The organism is Tabrizicola sp. (assembly GCF_031377265.1).
Classification (GTDB): Bacteria; Pseudomonadota; Alphaproteobacteria; order Rhodobacterales; family Rhodobacteraceae; genus JAUYQR01.
On record NZ_JANMET010000196.1, the window covers coordinates 23,172 to 38,383 of the forward strand.

General features: G+C 61.4%; 18 protein-coding genes. 11 read left to right on the top strand and 7 right to left on the bottom strand.

Features of this window, described 5'->3' with window-relative positions; translation table 11 throughout:
* Position 1 precedes the first annotated feature (1 nt).
* Complete coding sequence (locus tag RMO18_RS11255; RefSeq protein ID WP_309665988.1) at positions 2 to 469, bottom strand: 2Fe-2S iron-sulfur cluster-binding protein; 468 nt, start codon at positions 467 to 469, stop codon at positions 2 to 4.
* Between the two features lie 87 nt (positions 470 to 556).
* On the opposite strand from RMO18_RS11255, the gene RMO18_RS11260 reads away from it, so the two are divergent.
* The 6 genes from RMO18_RS11260 to RMO18_RS11285 all read left to right on the top strand — a co-directional run bounded on the left by RMO18_RS11260 (position 557) and on the right by RMO18_RS11285 (position 7,044).
* Positions 557 to 1,138 (top strand): helix-turn-helix domain-containing protein, encoded by a 582-nt coding sequence (locus RMO18_RS11260; protein WP_309665989.1) that lies wholly within the window; start codon positions 557 to 559, stop codon positions 1,136 to 1,138.
* Positions 1,139 to 1,248: 110 nt separating this feature from the next.
* A complete protein-coding gene (locus RMO18_RS11265; RefSeq protein ID WP_309665991.1) occupies positions 1,249 to 2,079 on the top strand; it encodes a flagellar motor protein MotB in 831 nt (276 codons plus the stop codon).
* 95 nt (positions 2,080 to 2,174) lie between these two features.
* On the top strand, positions 2,175 to 3,482 hold the full coding sequence (locus tag RMO18_RS11270; RefSeq protein ID WP_309665993.1) for a flagellar hook-basal body complex protein: 1,308 nt from the start codon (positions 2,175 to 2,177) through the stop codon (positions 3,480 to 3,482).
* Positions 3,483 to 3,494: 12 nt separating this feature from the next.
* Positions 3,495 to 4,958, top strand: coding sequence for a flagellar hook-associated protein FlgK (gene flgK, locus RMO18_RS11275; protein ID WP_309665995.1), 1,464 nt, complete (start codon positions 3,495 to 3,497; stop codon positions 4,956 to 4,958).
* Positions 4,955 to 5,956, top strand: coding sequence for a flagellin (locus RMO18_RS11280; RefSeq protein WP_309665997.1), 1,002 nt, complete (start codon positions 4,955 to 4,957; stop codon positions 5,954 to 5,956). The genes flgK and RMO18_RS11280 overlap by 4 nt, the downstream gene beginning before the upstream one ends.
* On the top strand, positions 5,953 to 7,044 hold the full coding sequence (locus RMO18_RS11285; protein ID WP_309665998.1) for a flagellar basal body P-ring protein FlgI: 1,092 nt from the start codon (positions 5,953 to 5,955) through the stop codon (positions 7,042 to 7,044). Before RMO18_RS11280 ends, RMO18_RS11285 begins: the two co-directional genes overlap by 4 nt.
* Before the next feature lie 83 nt (positions 7,045 to 7,127).
* On the opposite strand, the gene RMO18_RS11290 is transcribed toward RMO18_RS11285, so the two are convergent.
* Entirely contained in the window at positions 7,128 to 7,823 is a 696-nt protein-coding gene (locus tag RMO18_RS11290; protein ID WP_309665999.1) for a glutathione S-transferase N-terminal domain-containing protein, read from the bottom strand.
* 149 nt (positions 7,824 to 7,972) lie between these two features.
* Here RMO18_RS11290 and mscL point away from each other — a divergent pair, with 149 nt between their 5' ends.
* Positions 7,973 to 8,383 (top strand): large conductance mechanosensitive channel protein MscL, encoded by a 411-nt coding sequence (gene mscL / locus RMO18_RS11295; RefSeq protein WP_309666001.1) that lies wholly within the window; start codon positions 7,973 to 7,975, stop codon positions 8,381 to 8,383.
* Positions 8,384 to 8,439: 56 nt separating this feature from the next.
* Here mscL and ald read toward each other — a convergent pair whose 3' ends face one another.
* Positions 8,440 to 9,558: an alanine dehydrogenase gene (gene ald / locus RMO18_RS11300; RefSeq protein ID WP_309666003.1), complete on the bottom strand. Its 1,119-nt coding sequence runs from the start codon at positions 9,556 to 9,558 to the stop codon at positions 8,440 to 8,442.
* A 148-nt stretch (positions 9,559 to 9,706) separates the two neighbouring features.
* Here ald and RMO18_RS11305 point away from each other — a divergent pair, with 148 nt between their 5' ends.
* Complete coding sequence (locus RMO18_RS11305) at positions 9,707 to 10,165, top strand: Lrp/AsnC family transcriptional regulator (protein WP_309666004.1); 459 nt, start codon at positions 9,707 to 9,709, stop codon at positions 10,163 to 10,165.
* Between the two features lie 73 nt (positions 10,166 to 10,238).
* On the opposite strand, the gene rpsU is transcribed toward RMO18_RS11305, so the two are convergent.
* Entirely contained in the window at positions 10,239 to 10,445 is a 207-nt protein-coding gene (gene rpsU / locus RMO18_RS11310) for a 30S ribosomal protein S21 (protein WP_309666006.1), read from the bottom strand.
* A gap of 109 nt (positions 10,446 to 10,554) precedes the next feature.
* On the opposite strand from rpsU, the gene RMO18_RS11315 reads away from it, so the two are divergent.
* Together RMO18_RS11315 and RMO18_RS11320 are read left to right on the top strand one after the other, a co-directional pair.
* Positions 10,555 to 11,223 carry a COQ9 family protein gene (locus RMO18_RS11315; protein ID WP_309666007.1) on the top strand — a complete coding sequence of 223 codons (669 nt, stop codon included), beginning with the start codon at positions 10,555 to 10,557 and terminating at the stop codon, positions 11,221 to 11,223.
* A 63-nt stretch (positions 11,224 to 11,286) separates the two neighbouring features.
* Positions 11,287 to 12,261, top strand: a complete 975-nt coding sequence (locus tag RMO18_RS11320; protein WP_405054053.1) for an NAD(P)H-quinone oxidoreductase — start codon at positions 11,287 to 11,289, stop codon at positions 12,259 to 12,261.
* A 222-nt stretch (positions 12,262 to 12,483) separates the two neighbouring features.
* On the opposite strand, the gene RMO18_RS11325 is transcribed toward RMO18_RS11320, so the two are convergent.
* Entirely contained in the window at positions 12,484 to 13,122 is a 639-nt protein-coding gene (locus RMO18_RS11325) for a ribonuclease T2 (protein WP_309666009.1), read from the bottom strand.
* Between the two features lie 124 nt (positions 13,123 to 13,246).
* Here RMO18_RS11325 and RMO18_RS11330 point away from each other — a divergent pair, with 124 nt between their 5' ends.
* Complete coding sequence (locus RMO18_RS11330; protein ID WP_309666011.1) at positions 13,247 to 14,002, top strand: cell cycle transcriptional regulator TrcR; 756 nt, start codon at positions 13,247 to 13,249, stop codon at positions 14,000 to 14,002.
* Positions 14,003 to 14,155: 153 nt separating this feature from the next.
* Here RMO18_RS11330 and urtE read toward each other — a convergent pair whose 3' ends face one another.
* Both urtE and RMO18_RS11340 read right to left on the bottom strand, forming a co-directional pair.
* Entirely contained in the window at positions 14,156 to 14,854 is a 699-nt protein-coding gene (urtE, locus tag RMO18_RS11335) for an urea ABC transporter ATP-binding subunit UrtE (protein ID WP_309666012.1), read from the bottom strand.
* Positions 14,851 to 15,212 (bottom strand): ATP-binding cassette domain-containing protein (locus RMO18_RS11340; RefSeq protein ID WP_309666013.1); only part of this gene is annotated, 362 nt, incomplete at its 5' end. The genes RMO18_RS11340 and urtE, both read right to left, overlap by 4 nt.

Consider the following 15,212-nt stretch of genomic DNA (forward strand, 5'->3'; position numbering starts at 1 on the left):
CTCAGACCTCCTGCAGTTTCTGGGCGGCGAGGGCGACAGCGGCGCGAATCCGGGGATAGGTGCCGCAGCGGCAAAGATTGCCGTCCATTGCCTCGTCGATCTCGGCTCCGGTTGGCGCGGGGTTGGTGGCCAGCAGGGCCGTCGCCTGCATGATCTGGCCGGACTGGCAGTAGCCGCATTGCGCCACCTGCAGCTCGATCCAGGCGGCCTGTACGGCATGCAGCGCCTCGGGCGTGCCCAAGCCCTCGATGGTGGTGATCTCGACCCCTTCGACATCGCCGAGCGGCGTCTGGCAGGACCGCACCGCTTCGCCGTTCAGATGCACGGTGCAGGCGCCGCAAGCCGCGACCCCGCAGCCATACTTCGTCCCGGTCAGATTCAGCCCGTCGCGCAGCACCCACAGGAGCGGCATGTCGGCGGGAAGATCGACCGTCTCGCGGCGGCCATTAAGAGTAAAGGTTGTCGGCATCGGGCCCTCCTGATCACTATGACAAATTGCGTGCAAAATGTCATAGTGTCAATTGACAAATGAGGTGGCCTTCGTCACGCTGTCAGCATGACACAGACGGACGCATTTGCCGACAAGCAGGAGATGATCCTCAACGCGGCGTTCCATGCCTTTGCGGCCTACGGATTCCGGCGCACCACAATGGACGACATCGCCCGTGGCGCGGGGATGTCGCGCAGCGCCCTCTATCTGCATTTCAGCAACAAGGAAGACATTTTCCGGTCGCTGACCGAACGCCATTTCAACAACACTATCCGTGACATGGAGAGAGCGCTGAACATGCCCGGCCGGAGCCCGGCGGAGGCGCTGCACGCGGCCTTCGTGGCCAAGGACGGCAAGTTCATGGATGTGGTTCTGGGAACCCCGCACGGGCGGGAGCTTCTGGATGCGGGGTTCAGTCTGGCAGCCGATATCGCCGAAGCAGGCGAGGTGCGGATGACGGAAGTTCTGGCGGCTTTCCTGAAACGGCACCGGTTAGCGCCGGGGGTCGGGACCGCAGACGAGATGTCGGAGACGCTGAACGCGGCTCTGAAGGGCCTGAAATTCGCGGCCACCAGCCTTGACGCCTATCGTGCGGGCCAGGCCCGGCTGGCCGCGCTTTTTGCCATGGCTCTGTCATCGCCCGACTGATCGCCGACTGTGTTCAAACTACGGCTCTTCCATAAAACCCCGAAGATTAAGCGGCTGTAAACGCTGGTCTGCTATCCATCGGTTTGGGTGTGAGAATTGGGTGATGTGGGATGGCCGGTCAGGGTAACGCCGCGCCAGTCATCATCAAACGGAAGAAGATCATTGTCGCCGGGGGGCACCACGGCGGGGCGTGGAAAGTAGCCTACGCCGACTTTGTGACCGCCATGATGGCATTCTTCCTGTTGATGTGGCTGTTGAACGCGACAACGGAAAAGCAACGCAAAGGGTTGTCGGATTACTTCAATCCGACGATCCCGGTGAACCGCATCTCGGGCGGTGGCGATGGAGTGTTTGGTGGCGACTCGGTGTTTTCCGAGGAAACCTTGGTCAAGACGGGCACCGGTGCCAGCAACAACAAAAGCGACGCGTCGGCAACCACATCGGACGACAGCAGTTCCGGCGACGAAAAGGCCCAGGCGGAATTGGAGGCGGTGGAGACTGCCCTTATGGCACGGGGCGGCGAGAGCAATACCATGGAGCAGATGCTGCGCCATGTAGTTACGCGCGTGACCGACGAAGGCTTGGTCATCGAGATTTTCGATGTCGAAGGAGCCCCGCTTTTCGAGGGGGAGAGCGGCGTTGCCTTGCCGGTCGCCAAAGCCATCGCCGATCTGCTGGCCGAGGTGCTGAACCTGACGACCAACGAGATCGCGGTGAACGGCCATGTCCGGTCTTATCCAGTGACGCTGATCGACAGTCCGATCTGGGATCTGTCTGCTGCCCGTTCCGAAGCGATGCGGGTCATGCTGGTCGGCGCAGGCATCGAGGAAGGCCGAGTTCAGCGCGTTTCAGGCTTTGCCGACCGCAAAGCCGCAACCCCGGATCCGGCGTCGATCCGCAACAACCGGCTGGAAATCATTCTTCTCAGGCGGGATCGCTGACAGAAACGGTAAAACTTTATCTGTTAGGTCAATCTTAAGTCGCCCGGTGCAGCTTCGCCTGATCAGGAGTCGAAGCATCAGAAAGGCGCTTTCACATGACAATTTCCTCCTCGCTTAGTGCGGGCGTGGCCGGTTTGAATGCAAACGCGACCCGCCTTGCCGCGATTTCCGACAACATCGCCAATTCAGGCACCTACGGCTACAAGCGCGCCTCGACCGAGTTTTCCAACCTGGTGATCACCGGATCGCGGGGGGCAGGGTCTTATTCGGCGGGTGGGGTCAGGGCTTCCACGACGCGGTTGATCGAGGAGCGGGGTGATCTGGTGGGCACCGCCAACGCGCTTGATCTTGCGATTGCGGGCCGCGGGTTCCTGCCGGTGATTCAGGATGCCGCAATGGGTGCCAATGGTGCCGATGCGCCGTTGCTGATGACGCGGACCGGCAGCTTTCGCCCAGATGCCGACGGTGTTCTGAAGACGGACAGCGGGCTGGTGCTGATGGGTTGGCCCGCAAACCCGGATGGCACGATCCCATCCTTCCCGCGCGACACGGTATCCGGCCTCGAGCCGATCGTGATCAACAGCACCCAGATGACCGGCAATCCGACCGACGCGATCAAGCTTGGGGTAAACCTGCCCGCAACGCAAACCGTGGCTGGGTCAACCGCCGTGCCGCCGCCGCTGTCGGTGGAATACTTTGGCAACCTCGGGCTTTCCGAGACGCTTCAGGTGACCTTCATCCCCACCGTTCCAGCAACTGGTGCATCGAACCAATGGACGATGCAGGTTCGGGACTCCGCGTCCGGCAACGCCCTGATCGGAGAATACACACTGACTTTTGACGCAACGCGCGGCGCTGGCGGCACTCTGGCTTCGGTCGCGGTGGTGTCGGGCGGGGCCTACAATCCAGCCGACGGCACCCTGAGCCTGACGGTCGCAGGTGGCCCGATGAGCGTGGAAATCGGCAGCCTGGGCGATCCGGACGGCCTGACCCAGTTGTCAGACATTTTCGCCCCGTCCTCCATCACCAAGAACGGCTCGCCGGTTGGCAATCTGACCTCGGTTGAGGTGGATCAGAATGGTTTTGTCAACGCCACCTACGACACTGGCCTGACCCGGCGTTTGTATCAGGTGCCGCTGATCGATGTACCGAACCCCAACGGGCTTTTGTCGCTCAGCAACCAGACCTACCAGGTTTCGCCCGATTCCGGCTCGTTCCTGCTGTGGGATGCCAAGACCGGGCCAACGGGATCGATCGAAGGCTTCTCACGCGAAGGGTCCAAGACCGACGTCGCCGCGGAATTGACCGCGCTGATCCAGACCCAGCGCGCCTATTCATCCAACGCCAAGGTCATTCAGACGGTGGATGAGATGTTGCAGGAAACCACGAACATCAAGCGTTAAGGGGGCTGCGCCATGAGCATCACCTCTGCCTTGTCCAGCGCGCTGACCGGCCTTTCTGCCACATCGCGGCAGGCCGAGGTGCTGTCCTCCAACGTCGCCAACGCCACGACCCCCGGCTATGCCCGCCGCGAGGTTCAGCTTGGCGCGGCGGTGCTGGCTGGCACCGGTCAAGGTGTGGCCGTGATCGGTGTCAGCCGGGATGTCGACCAATACCTGATCAACGAACGCCGCCTGTCGCAAGCCAATGATGGCGAACGTGGCCTGACCGCCGGTTTTCTGGGCCAGGTTGAAACGGCGATTGGCACACCCGACATCGCCGGATCGCTTGGCGCGCGAATTGCCGAGTTTGACCAATCGCTGATCGAGGCGGCAAGCCGGCCCGATGCGGAAGCGCGGCTTGCGCTTGTGGCAAGTGCCGCGCGATCCCTGGCCGGCGGTCTGACCCAGGCCAGCGATGACATCCAGCAAGCCCGTGTCACCGCAGACCGGCAAATCGCATCAGAGGTCGACACGCTTAACACCTCGCTGAAGCGGATCTATCAGCTGAATGCCGAACTGCAGAGCTTTACCGGCGCGGGCTATGACGTCTCGGCCCTGATGGACCAGCGCCAGCAGATCATCGATTCGATTTCAGCAATCGTGCCGCTGCGGGAAGTGCCGCGCGGCATGAACCAGGTCGCGCTGTTCACCACTGGCGGGGTTACCCTGCTTGACGGCCCGCCAGCCAGCTTCAGCTTTTCGCCCACCAGCACCATCACTCCTGAAATGACCATCGCCTCTGGCGGGCTGTCGGGGCTGGAGGTCAATGGCCGCCCGGTGGCCACCGGTGGTGCCACCAGCCCGGTTCTAGGTGGCCGGCTCGCAGGGCTGTTTGCGCTCCGCGATGATCTTGCGGTGGCCGCCCAGGGCAAGCTTGATGCCATGGCGCGCGATCTGGTCGAACGATTTTCGGCGGCTGGGCTGGATCCGACCGTGGCGCCCGGAGCGCCAGGTCTGTTCACCGATCAGGGTGCCGCCTTCCTGCCGGTGAACGAGGTGGGCCTTGCTGGGCGCATTGCGATGAACGCCGCCGCCGATCCAGCACAGGGCGGTGCCCTGTACCGCTTGCGCGACGGACTGGGGGCCACAACCCAAGGTCCGCCGGGCAATGCGAGCCTGCTTGGCAGCCTGAAACTGGCGCTGACGGGCCAGCAGCCGCTGTCTTCGGGTGGCTTTGTCGCCGGATCCCGCAGTTTTGCCAGCCTTGCCGCCGATATCCTTTCCGATGCGTCGGCACGCAGGTTGAACGCTGACAGCGACGCAAGTTTTTCCGCCGCACGCCTGACCGCCTTGACCGACCTTGAAAAGCAGGGCGGCGTCGACACCGATCAGGAACTGCAGATGCTGCTGGTCATCGAAAAGAACTACGCCGCCAATGCAAGGGTGATCCAAACCGTGAATGACATGATCAAAACGCTGATCGGGCTCGGATCATGAGCCGGATGTCGGTGGGCGATGCCAGCCTGACCTCGATCCTGCAACGACAGGGTGCCTTTCTGAAAGGTGAGGTGCAGCGCGCCAGTACAGAGGTGGTGACCGGCAGGCAATCTGATCTGGGCGCCGGGGTTCGCGGGGATTTCTCGCCCCTCGCCGCAATCGACGCCAGCCTCGCGCGGCTGGCAGGCTATCGCAGCACCACGGCGGATGTGGCGTTCTTTTCACAATCGATCCAGACGGTTATGGGAACCATGGCCGATATCTCAAGCGAGGTTGCAACCTCGCTTATGCGGTCGGCCAGTCTGACAACCCCAACCCAGGTCAATGCCGCTGCTGCCGAAGCGCGGGCCCGGCTTGGCACCGCAATGGCTGCGATGAACACGCAGGTTTCCGGGCGGTCCTTGTTCAGTGGGGTGGAATCCGACCAGACACCGCTGGGCAGCGCGGATGATCTGTTGACCGCATTGCAGACGGCAGTGTCCGGCGCCACCACAGCGAACGATGTCGAGGCTGCGGTACGAACCTGGTTCACCGCGCCGGGCGGTTACGATGCGTTCTATCAGGGCGGCGCGGCGGCAAGCCCGATCCCGATTGCAGCGGGTGAGACGGCTGACCTGTCGGTCACCGCCCTTGACCCCGCGTTCCGCGACACACTTGCGGGCTTGGCGATGGGGGCGCTGCTGGACCTGGGGTTGATGTCCGGACAGCAAAGCACACGCGCCGATATCGCCCAGCGCGCCGGTCTGATGCTGCACAACAGCGAAGACAAACGCGCGCTGCTGGCCGCAAGGATAGGCACCGTCGAAGCACAGATCGAAGGCGCAAAGACGCGCAACTCCGCTGAAGACAGCGCTTTGAAGATCGCACGCTCCGAAATTGCCTCCGTCGATCCGTATGACGCCTCCATCCGGCTGAAAGAAGTGCAGGGCCAATTGGAATCGCTCTACCTCATCACCTCCCGCGTTTCACGCCTCAGCCTGGCCGAGTACATCCGATGATCAGACTGATCCTTGCCGTCTTCCTTTGCGCAACCGCGGCCATCGCCGAACCGATCCGGATCAAGGATCTGGTCGAATTCGACGGCGTCCGTGGCAACGATCTGGTCGGCTACGGCCTTGTGGTGGGCCTCAACGGCACCGGCGATGGTATTCGCAACGCGCCGTTCACCGAAGAGATCATGTCCAATCTGCTGGAACGGCTGGGCGTCAATGTCGCGGGCGAGCAGTACCGGCCAAAGAACGTCGCCGCCGTGTTCGTCACGGCAGCGCTTCCGGCCTTTTCCCGGTCGGGCGGGCGCATCGATGTGACCGTTTCCGCGATTGGCGACGCGAAAAGCCTGCTGGGCGGCACCCTGATCATGACCCCGCTAAACGGGGCGGACGGGCAGATATATGCTGTGGCCCAAGGCACGATCATCGCCGGTGGCATCGCCGCCGAGGGGGATGCTGCCCGCGTCGTACAGGGTGTACCGACTGCAGGAGTTATCCCGTCCGGCGCACGGGTGGAGCGGGAGGTGGAGTTCGACTTCGCCGGGCTAACCGTGCTGCGGATGGCCCTGAAGAACGCCGATTTCACGACCGCCGAGCGCATTGAGCGCGCCGTGAATAAGGAATTCGGGCGCGGGATTGCGCAGATGCTTGATTCCGGCACTGTCGCAATCGACATCGCCGCCGCCAACATGCGCTCGCCCGCGCATGTGATCAGTAGGATCGAGGGCGTTCTGGTGGAGCCTGAAACCCGGGCGCGCGTGGTTGTGGACCAACGCTCCGGCACCATCGTGATGGGACAGGATGTGCGGATCAGCCGGGTCGCCGTCGCGCAGGGGAACCTGACGCTGAGGATCGAGGAAAGCCCGATGGTGATACAGCCCAACCCGTTCAGCGAGGGCGAAACCGTGGTCGTGCCAAGATCGCGTGCCGAGATTGGCAAAGGCGGCAGTGGCCTCGCCGAAGTGGCGGGCGGCACCAGTCTGGCGGAAGTGGTTGCCGGGCTGAACGCCTTGGGTGTCGCGCCCCATGACATGATCGACATCCTGAAAAGCATCAATGCCGCCGGCGCGCTGCATGCGGAGTTTCTGGTGAATTAGGTGCCTGCCCGGAAAGGGAGAAACGCCTCCCAATGAACATGACGGTGGCCCTGACGGGTCGGGGCCGTGCCGTTCTGGGCCCTTCAGACCCGCGCAGGTTTCACCAGTCCGCGCTGGACTGCTGGCCGTTCTAGAAACCGGTCGAGATAGCCGGGCACGTTCTTCAACTGCCCCCAGCCAACAATGTCGGCCGCGCCGTAGAAGTCACGCAAAGTGCGCAGCCATGGCGCAACAGCGATGTCGGCGATGGTGAATTCGTCTACCAGCCAATCCTTGCCCTGCAGCGCCGCGTCAAGAACCTTCAGCAAACGCTCGGCTTCGGCGCGATAACGTTCTTTCGGGCGCGGATCGGAGATGTCCTTGCCCGCGAAATGGTGAAAGTAGCCCAGCTGACCGAACATCGGGCCGACACCACCCATTTGAAACATCAACCACTGCAACACTTGCCAGCGAATGGCCTGCGGCATCAGCTTTCCCGATTTTTCGGCAAGATAGATCAGGATCGCCCCGCTTTCAAAAAGCGCCAGCGGCTTGCCGTCCGGCCCATGCGGATCGATGATCGCAGGAATCTTGTTGTTGGGGTTCAGGCTGAGGAATTCGGGGCTCATCTGATCATTGGTTGCGAAGCTGACCAGATGGGCGTCGTAGGGCAGGCCCATCTCTTCAAGCGCAATGGAAACTTTGACACCGTTTGGCGTGGGCAGCGAATAGAGCTGGATCGCTTCGGCGTCGACGGGGGGCCATTTGCGCGTGATGGCATAGTCGGTGAGTGCGGTCACAATGCGTTCCTTTGTTCGTCATTCTGCGAAAGTAGGTGAAAATTTCCCCTGCGAAAGTGCTTAACGCTGTGCGATGGTTGATGCGGGGCTGTGCGCCCATGCGAACAAACATCTGCTCGCCAAAGCAGAGAAAAAAAGGGAATCGTGAAATGCTAAATGAATTCAAGGAGTTTATCTCCAAAGGCAACGTGATGGACCTGGCGGTCGGTATCATCATCGGCGCGGCCTTCACGGCCATCGTCAACAGCCTGGTTGGCGATTTGATCAACCCGATCATCGGTCTGATCCTTGGCGGCGTCAACTTTTCGGACATGTTCCTCGATTTGTCGGGGACCAATCCTGCCTCGCTGGCAGCAGCGAAAGACTCCGGCGCGGCGGTGTTTGCCTACGGTGCTTTCATTACCGCGATCATCAACTTCGTGATCATTGCGTTTGTGGTCTTCATGTTGATCAAGTTCATGAACCGGATCATGCCGAAAAAGGCCGAAGCGCCTGCCGCACCGGCCGGTCCGTCGGAAGTGGACCTGTTGAAGGACATTCTTGTGGCGTTGAAGAAGTAAACTTTCGCCGAATGGAACAGAAGGCCCGCGATGCTTTCGGGGGCCTTCTGCATGAATCACATGGCCAGCGCTTCGGTTGCCAAGATGACCGGCAGGCCGAGTGCCGCGCCGACCGCTGCATAGGTCAGCTTGCCTTTGTGGGTGTTGAGGCCCGCAAGCAGGTGCTTGTCCTCAGCGCAGGCTTTCTTCCAGCCCTTGTCGGCCAGCGCCAGCATGAAAGGCATCGTTGCGTTGCCCAAAGCAAGGGTCGAGGTGCGCGCGACCGCGCCCGGCATGTTGGCGACGCAGTAGTGCATGATGCCGTCCACATCATAGATCGGGTCCTGATGAGTGGTGGCGCGGGACGTCTCGAAGCAACCGCCTTGGTCAATCGCTACGTCCACCAGCGCCGCGCCGGGCTTCAGCTCTTTCAATTGCGCGCGCGAGATCAGTTTTGGCGCCGCAGCACCGGGGATCAGCACTGCGCCGATGATCAAATCGGCCTCGCGTGCCAGGGTGATTGTGTTGCCAGCGCTGGCATAGGCGTTCTTGAAACTTCCGCCGAACACGTCATCAAGATAGCGCAACCGGTTGATCGACCGGTCAAGGACGGTCACATCCGCGCCCATTCCCGCAGCCACCTTGGCCGCGTGCGTGCCCACCACGCCCCCCCCAATAACCAGAACCTTCGCGGGCAACACGCCCGGCACGCCGCCGAGCAGAACGCCGCGCCCGCCGTTGGCCTTTTGCAAGGTCCAGGCGCCGACCTGCGGTGCCAGACGGCCGGCCACTTCGGACATCGGCGCCAACAGCGGCAGGCCACCACGGTCATCTGTCACCGTTTCGTATGCAATGGCAGTGACGCCGCTGGCCAGCAGATCGTTGGTCTGCTCTGGATCCGGCGCAAGGTGAAGATAGGTGAACAGCACCTGCCCCTCGCGCAGGCGTTTGCGTTCTACGGCCTGCGGCTCTTTGACTTTGACAATCATGTCGGCCTTGGCAAACACCTCTTCAGCGGTGTCCACGATCTGCGCGCCAGCGGCTACGTAGTCAGCATCGGCGAACCCGGCACCCAAGCCAGCCTTGGTCTCGATCATCACGGAATGGCCGTGTGCAACGGCCTCACGCGCCGCATCCGGGGTCATCCCCACGCGGAATTCCTGCGGCTTGATCTCTTTCGGGCAACCGATTTTCATTGTTTTCTCCCTAGGGGGCGGCAAGCCCCGATTGGACCAGTGTTGTCTCTTCCCTCAGCAAATGCTTTGAATTCTGAGTGACTGAAGCGGCACATTGGCATAGGTTCTGTCGTAGATTGGCCCTTTCATCGAAGAAATCACCAACACCATGGATCTTGACGCAACAGACCGCCGTATCCTGACCGTTCTGCAAAAGGACGGTCGCATCACCAATGCCGAGCTGTCGGAGTTGGTGAACCTGTCGCCTTCGGCCTGCCATCGCCGGGTGCAGCGGCTGGAGGAAGACGGGTACATCGCGGCGTATGTGGCGCTGCTGGACGCCCGCAAGATGGGCCGGCTGACGACGGTTTTCGTCGAGATCACGCTGCAAAGCCAAGCCGAAGACCTGCTTGACGCGTTCGAGCGCGAGGTGGCGCGGGTGCCGGATCTGCTGGAATGCCATCTGATGGCGGGAACGGCGGACTACCTCTTGAAGATCATGGCCGAAGACACAGAAGACTTTGCCCGCATCCATCGTCAGCACCTGTCGCGTCTGCCTGGGGTTCGGCAGATGCAGTCCAGCTTTGCCCTGCGCACGGTGGTCAAGACCACGGCGCTGGCGGTGTGAATTGAAAAACCCCCGGCCTCACGGACGGGGGTTGATCGGGTGGGTATCGCTACCCCAGCTTGCGCTTGACGTCTTACAGACCGCCTTCACGCTGAAGCTTCTTGCGCGCTAGCTTGCGCGAACGGCGCACGGCTTCGGCTTGTTCGCGGGCCTTCTTGACGGAGGGCTTCTCGAAATGTTGCTTGAGCTTCATTTCCCGAAACACACCTTCGCGCTGAAGTTTTTTCTTCAGGGCACGGAGGGCCTGTTCGACGTTATTGTCGCGGACGCTGACCTGCATGTGGTTGTCACCACCTTCCTAGGTTAAAGTTGCACTGACTTGTGCAGGCATCGCGCCTATAACAAACGAGGCGCGGCTTGTCTACCGCGCGGGTAAAAGGACGTTTTCCATGACCAATGACAGCCCGAAAGACCTGATTCTGGATGCCGCCATCGTGCATGTGCCGTTTGATGGCTGGTCCGACGTGACCCTGCGCGCGGCAATTGCCGATTCGGGGGTGGCAGATGGCCTTGCCCGCGCCCTGTTTCCGCGCGGCGGCGTTGATCTGGCGTTGGCCTACCACGCACGCGGCGACGCAGAGATGGTGGCACGTCTTGCCGCGATGGACCTTTCTGCCCTGCGCTTTCGGGACCGGATTGCCACGGGCGTGCGCACCCGGCTGGAGTTGGCGGACAAGGAACTGGTCCGCCGGGGAACGACGCTGTTCTCGTTGCCCCAACACGCGGCCGACGGCGCCAAGGCGATCTGGAGCACAACCGACAAGATCTGGACGGCGTTGGGCGATACCTCCAACGACATCAACTGGTACACCAAGCGGGGCACGCTTTCGGCAGTTTACGGGTCGACTGTGCTGTACTGGCTGGGTGACGGCAGTCTGGACACGCAGGCCACCTGGGAATTCCTGGACAGGCGAATTGAGCAGGTCATGCAGTTTGAAAAGCTGAAGGCCAGCTTGCGTGAGAATCCACTGGGAAAAGCATTGTTCAACGGACCCTTAAAGATTCTGGAAAGGGTTCGCGCGCCAAAACTGCCGGACAATCTTCCCGGCCGTCCGTAGTCTTGATCTTGCGCTGATGCCGTTGCCCAGAAAGGCCCTTTGCCAATGACCTTGTCTCACAGCATGCTCGCCATGGAAATCTCGGCCCCGGGTGGTCCTGACGTGTTGAAACCGGTGTCCGTTCCGGTGCCGGTGCCGGGCCATGGGCAGATCATCATCCGGGTCGCCTATGCCGGGGTGAACCGGCCTGACGCGCTGCAACGCGCTGGCGCCTATGCGCCTCCAGCCTCAGCCTCGCCGCTGCCGGGGCTGGAATGTTCCGGCACCGTTGTTGAAGTAGGTCCCGGCGTAACCCGGTGGAAGATTGGCGATAAGGTCTGCGCTTTGCTGCCAGGGGGTGGCTATGCTGAATATGTGGCCACCCCGGCAGCCCACGCCCTGCCGATTCCACCCGGACTCTCGATGCGCGATGCCGCCTGCTTGCCAGAGACCTGCTTTACCGTTTGGTCCAATGTCGTGATGCGCGGCGGCTTAACTGCGGGCGAGCGGTTCTTGGTGCACGGCGGCACATCGGGCATTGGCACCACCGCGATCCAGATTGCGCATGCGTTGGGTGCGCGGGTGTTTGCCACCGCGGGAACAGATGAAAAATGCGCTGTGTGCACCGACCTTGGCGCGGAACAGGCAATCAACTACCGGACGGGCGACTTCACCGCCGCGTTGAAGGCCGAAGGCGGCGCGAACCTGATCCTCGACATGGTTGGCGGTCCTTACATCGAAAGGAATATCAAGGCGCTGGCCGATGATGGCAGGCTGGTACAGATTGCCTTCCTGCAGGGCCCCAAAGCCGAGATCAACTTTGCCGAAGTGATGATGCGTCGCTTGCTGATCACCGGCTCCACCCTGCGCCCGCAATCTGATCTGGCCAAGGCCAGGATCGCTGAGGCTGTCGAAACATATGTCTGGCCGATGGTTGCGCGCGGCGCGCTCAAAGTGGTGTTCGACAGCGAATACCCGCTGACTGATGCCCCCGCTGCACACTGGCGAATCGAGGCGCCGGGGCATGTGGGCAAGATCGTGATGAAGGTGGAACAATAACGACGACTCGCGCAATTGACGCTAGGTCACCGGATTAACGGTTTCTTCACGCGCAAAATCTGCGCCGCTTTGCTAAATCTGTTGTCAGGCGGGATCGGAGTTTTGATCCAAACTTTAGCCGGACGGCATAACCCTCGTCCTTCCGGCACCGAGCATTGAACGAAAGCTGTTTTTCGACCTTCCCCACACAGTCTTGTATTGTCTTTGCCGATCCCGCCACTTTCACCGCACCGCTTCAAGAACAGCGTCAGACAGTCTGCAATCGCGGATCACGTCCGATCCACAGCGCTGGGGTTCCAGCGCCTTTGTCAGGCAAATCCGCGCCTCCTGGATCAGGCCGTCGTCGCAAGTGATGGTGATCTGATCCGGCGAAAGGTCCGGGTTGCTGTCCAGAAACGCCGCTTCGATGACACTTGCGGGCAAAGTCAGGTCGCGCGACACCTGTTTGAACAGGTCTGGAATGGCAATGCTGTCATAGGCGGCCCGCGCGGTTTGGAAATAGTCAGCGGAAGACAGCCCCGCACACCGGCCATGCTTTTTCCACTGGTAGAAGGCGGGCCCAGCACCCCCCATGATATCGGCCATCGCCGCAGTCTCGGCACGCGAGGGATCACGCTCCACCGTGCGGCAATAAGCGGGCCAGCCTGCCTCGAATTGTGGCCAAAGCCCATGCAGCACAAAGGTCAGCCCTCGCCCCGCATCGCATTGCGGATCATCCCGCGCGTCGCCCTCAAGCGCACACCACGCGGAAGACCAGGACAGGGACATCACGTAATAGTCGAATTCCCCCGCCGCCTCGCCTTCGGCCCGCGCCGCACCTGCCCAGCACAATGCTGCGAGGGTCAGGATGAGATGGCGCATTTTCGCTTCCCCTTTATCTGTTGAGGGCCTATATGGGCGATGAATTCCCAGAAAACGTGGAACTCGCGGGCCTCGCCCGCCGCCGTTTTCCCGGCCCGGGAGAGATTTGTAAAGGAGTGATCCGATGTCGAAGCCGCTCATGGCAAAGGCCACCGCAGTCTGGCTGGTGGACAACACGACCCTGACCTTCCAGCAGGTCGCGGATTTCTGCGGGATGCATGAGCTTGAGGTGCAGGGGATTGCCGATGGCGATGTGGCCAGCGGTGTGAAGGGGTTTGACCCGATCGCCAACAACCAGCTCGACATGATCGAGATCGACCGGGCGCAACGCGACCCGATGTACCACATGAAGCTCAAGTTCAACGCGGCGGCTGTGGGCGAGGAAAAGCGGCGCGGGCCACGGTATACGCCGCTGTCGAAACGACAGGACCGGCCAGCGGCGATCTTGTGGCTGGTGAAGTTCCATCCGGAACTCAGCGACGGGGCGATTGGCAAGCTGGTGGGCACGACCAAGCCGACGATCCTGTCGATCCGCGAGCGGAGCCACTGGAACATCTCGAACATCACGCCGATCGATCCGGTTGCTTTGGGGCTGTGCCGCCAGACCGAGCTGGATGCGGCGGTGCAGGCTGCGTCGCGCAAGAAGGCTGCCGAGGGGGTGGTCATGTCGGACGATGAGCGGCGCAAGCTGGTGTCGACCGAGCAGTCGCTGGGCATGGCGCCTGAGCCGAAGATGCCGGAGCCGCTGACCGGGCTTGAGGTCTTTGGCGATGAGGAAAAGGAAGCCGCGGGCGATTTCTCGGACGCAGAGAGCTTTTTCAATCTGCCGCAAGGCGATGATGATGATGACGAGGAGGAGGACACCGGCCGGCGTCGGTGATCTTTCAACGATCTTGAAAACCCCGGTCCATGTGGCCGGGGTTTTGTTTTGCGGTGTCCACGCGTGGACAAAACGCCCGCCCCATGTAAATCAAAGGGTTAGAGAACGCCGTTCAGGGTTTCTTAATCTTTGTCCGTCACCAGCGGCGCAAGATCAGACGGAAACCTCGGCGCGCAGGGCGGATCGTTCGAACGCGCTGGCACGGCCTGACAGGGAAACCGCCCCGCGCTTTAGCACATAGAACTGGTCCGCCAGCGCGTAGGCGAAATCGAAATACTGTTCCACCAGCACAATCGCGATGTTGCCGCTGGCCTTCAGATACTCGATCACTTTGCCGATCTGTTGAATGATGTTGGGTTGAATCCCCTCTGTTGGTTCGTCCAGCAGCAGGATTTTCGGCTTTAGAATCATTGCCCTTGCGATGGCCAATTGCTGTTGCTGGCCACCGGACAGATCGCCGCCACGCCGGTTGATCATGTCGCGCAGCACAGGAAACAGATCAAAGATTTCTGCCGGGATCTTCCAGTCAGACCTTGGCAGCAAGGCAAAGGCGGTTTCCATGTTTTCCCTGACGGTCAGCAGCGGAAAGATCATCCGCCCCTGAGGCACAATGGCCAGTCCATGCCGTACCATCTGTTGTGGCTGCAGACGCCCGATCCGTTCGCCCGCAATCTCGACCACACCACCGGAGCGCAGATGCGTGCCGGCAAGCGCCTTGAGAAAACTGGTCTTGCCGACCCCGTTGGTGCCCATGATGCAGGTCACTTCGCCGGCCTTCGCCTCGAAGTCGATGCCGTGCAGGATTTGCGACCCGCCGTAGTGCAGCGTCAGCCCTGTGGTTTTCAGCATCATCCCCGCCCCAGATAAACGTCGATCACATCCTGATTGCGCGTCACATGATCCAGCGACCCTTCGGCCAGAACCCTGCCTTCATGCAGCACTGTCACCCGGCAATTCAGCCGGCGGACAAATTCCATGTCATGTTCAACCACCACGATAGCGCGGGTTCGGGCGATATCGACCAACAGGGCGGTGGTCCGTTCGCGTTCTGCCAGCGTCATCCCGGCTGCGGGTTCATCGACCAGCAACAGACGCGGTTCCTGCGCCAGCAGCATCGCGATTTCCAGCCATTGCTTTTGGCCATGGCTCAGTTCACCCGACTTGCGGGAGAGGTGGTCACCCAGACCCACTTCTGCCGCCAAGGCCGCTA

What these genes read in the sequence shown, in the direction of transcription:
- RMO18_RS11255 (WP_309665988.1), bottom strand. Translation starts at nt 469, where the DNA reads ATGCCGACAACCTTTACTCTTAATGGCCGCCGCGAGACGGTCGATCTT.
- RMO18_RS11260 (WP_309665989.1), top strand. Translation starts at nt 557, where the DNA reads ATGACACAGACGGACGCATTTGCCGACAAGCAGGAGATGATCCTCAAC.
- RMO18_RS11265 (WP_309665991.1), top strand. Translation starts at nt 1,249, where the DNA reads ATGGCCGGTCAGGGTAACGCCGCGCCAGTCATCATCAAACGGAAGAAG.
- RMO18_RS11270 (WP_309665993.1), top strand. Translation starts at nt 2,175, where the DNA reads ATGACAATTTCCTCCTCGCTTAGTGCGGGCGTGGCCGGTTTGAATGCA.
- flgK (WP_309665995.1), top strand. Translation starts at nt 3,495, where the DNA reads ATGAGCATCACCTCTGCCTTGTCCAGCGCGCTGACCGGCCTTTCTGCC.
- RMO18_RS11280 (WP_309665997.1), top strand. Translation starts at nt 4,955, where the DNA reads ATGAGCCGGATGTCGGTGGGCGATGCCAGCCTGACCTCGATCCTGCAA.
- RMO18_RS11285 (WP_309665998.1), top strand. Translation starts at nt 5,953, where the DNA reads ATGATCAGACTGATCCTTGCCGTCTTCCTTTGCGCAACCGCGGCCATC.
- mscL (WP_309666001.1), top strand. Translation starts at nt 7,973, where the DNA reads ATGCTAAATGAATTCAAGGAGTTTATCTCCAAAGGCAACGTGATGGAC.
- ald (WP_309666003.1), bottom strand. Translation starts at nt 9,558, where the DNA reads ATGAAAATCGGTTGCCCGAAAGAGATCAAGCCGCAGGAATTCCGCGTG.
- RMO18_RS11305 (WP_309666004.1), top strand. Translation starts at nt 9,707, where the DNA reads ATGGATCTTGACGCAACAGACCGCCGTATCCTGACCGTTCTGCAAAAG.
- rpsU (WP_309666006.1), bottom strand. Translation starts at nt 10,445, where the DNA reads ATGCAGGTCAGCGTCCGCGACAATAACGTCGAACAGGCCCTCCGTGCC.
- RMO18_RS11315 (WP_309666007.1), top strand. Translation starts at nt 10,555, where the DNA reads ATGACCAATGACAGCCCGAAAGACCTGATTCTGGATGCCGCCATCGTG.
- RMO18_RS11320 (WP_405054053.1), top strand. Translation starts at nt 11,287, where the DNA reads ATGCTCGCCATGGAAATCTCGGCCCCGGGTGGTCCTGACGTGTTGAAA.
- RMO18_RS11325 (WP_309666009.1), bottom strand. Translation starts at nt 13,122, where the DNA reads ATGCGCCATCTCATCCTGACCCTCGCAGCATTGTGCTGGGCAGGTGCG.
- RMO18_RS11330 (WP_309666011.1), top strand. Translation starts at nt 13,247, where the DNA reads ATGTCGAAGCCGCTCATGGCAAAGGCCACCGCAGTCTGGCTGGTGGAC.
- urtE (WP_309666012.1), bottom strand. Translation starts at nt 14,854, where the DNA reads ATGATGCTGAAAACCACAGGGCTGACGCTGCACTACGGCGGGTCGCAA.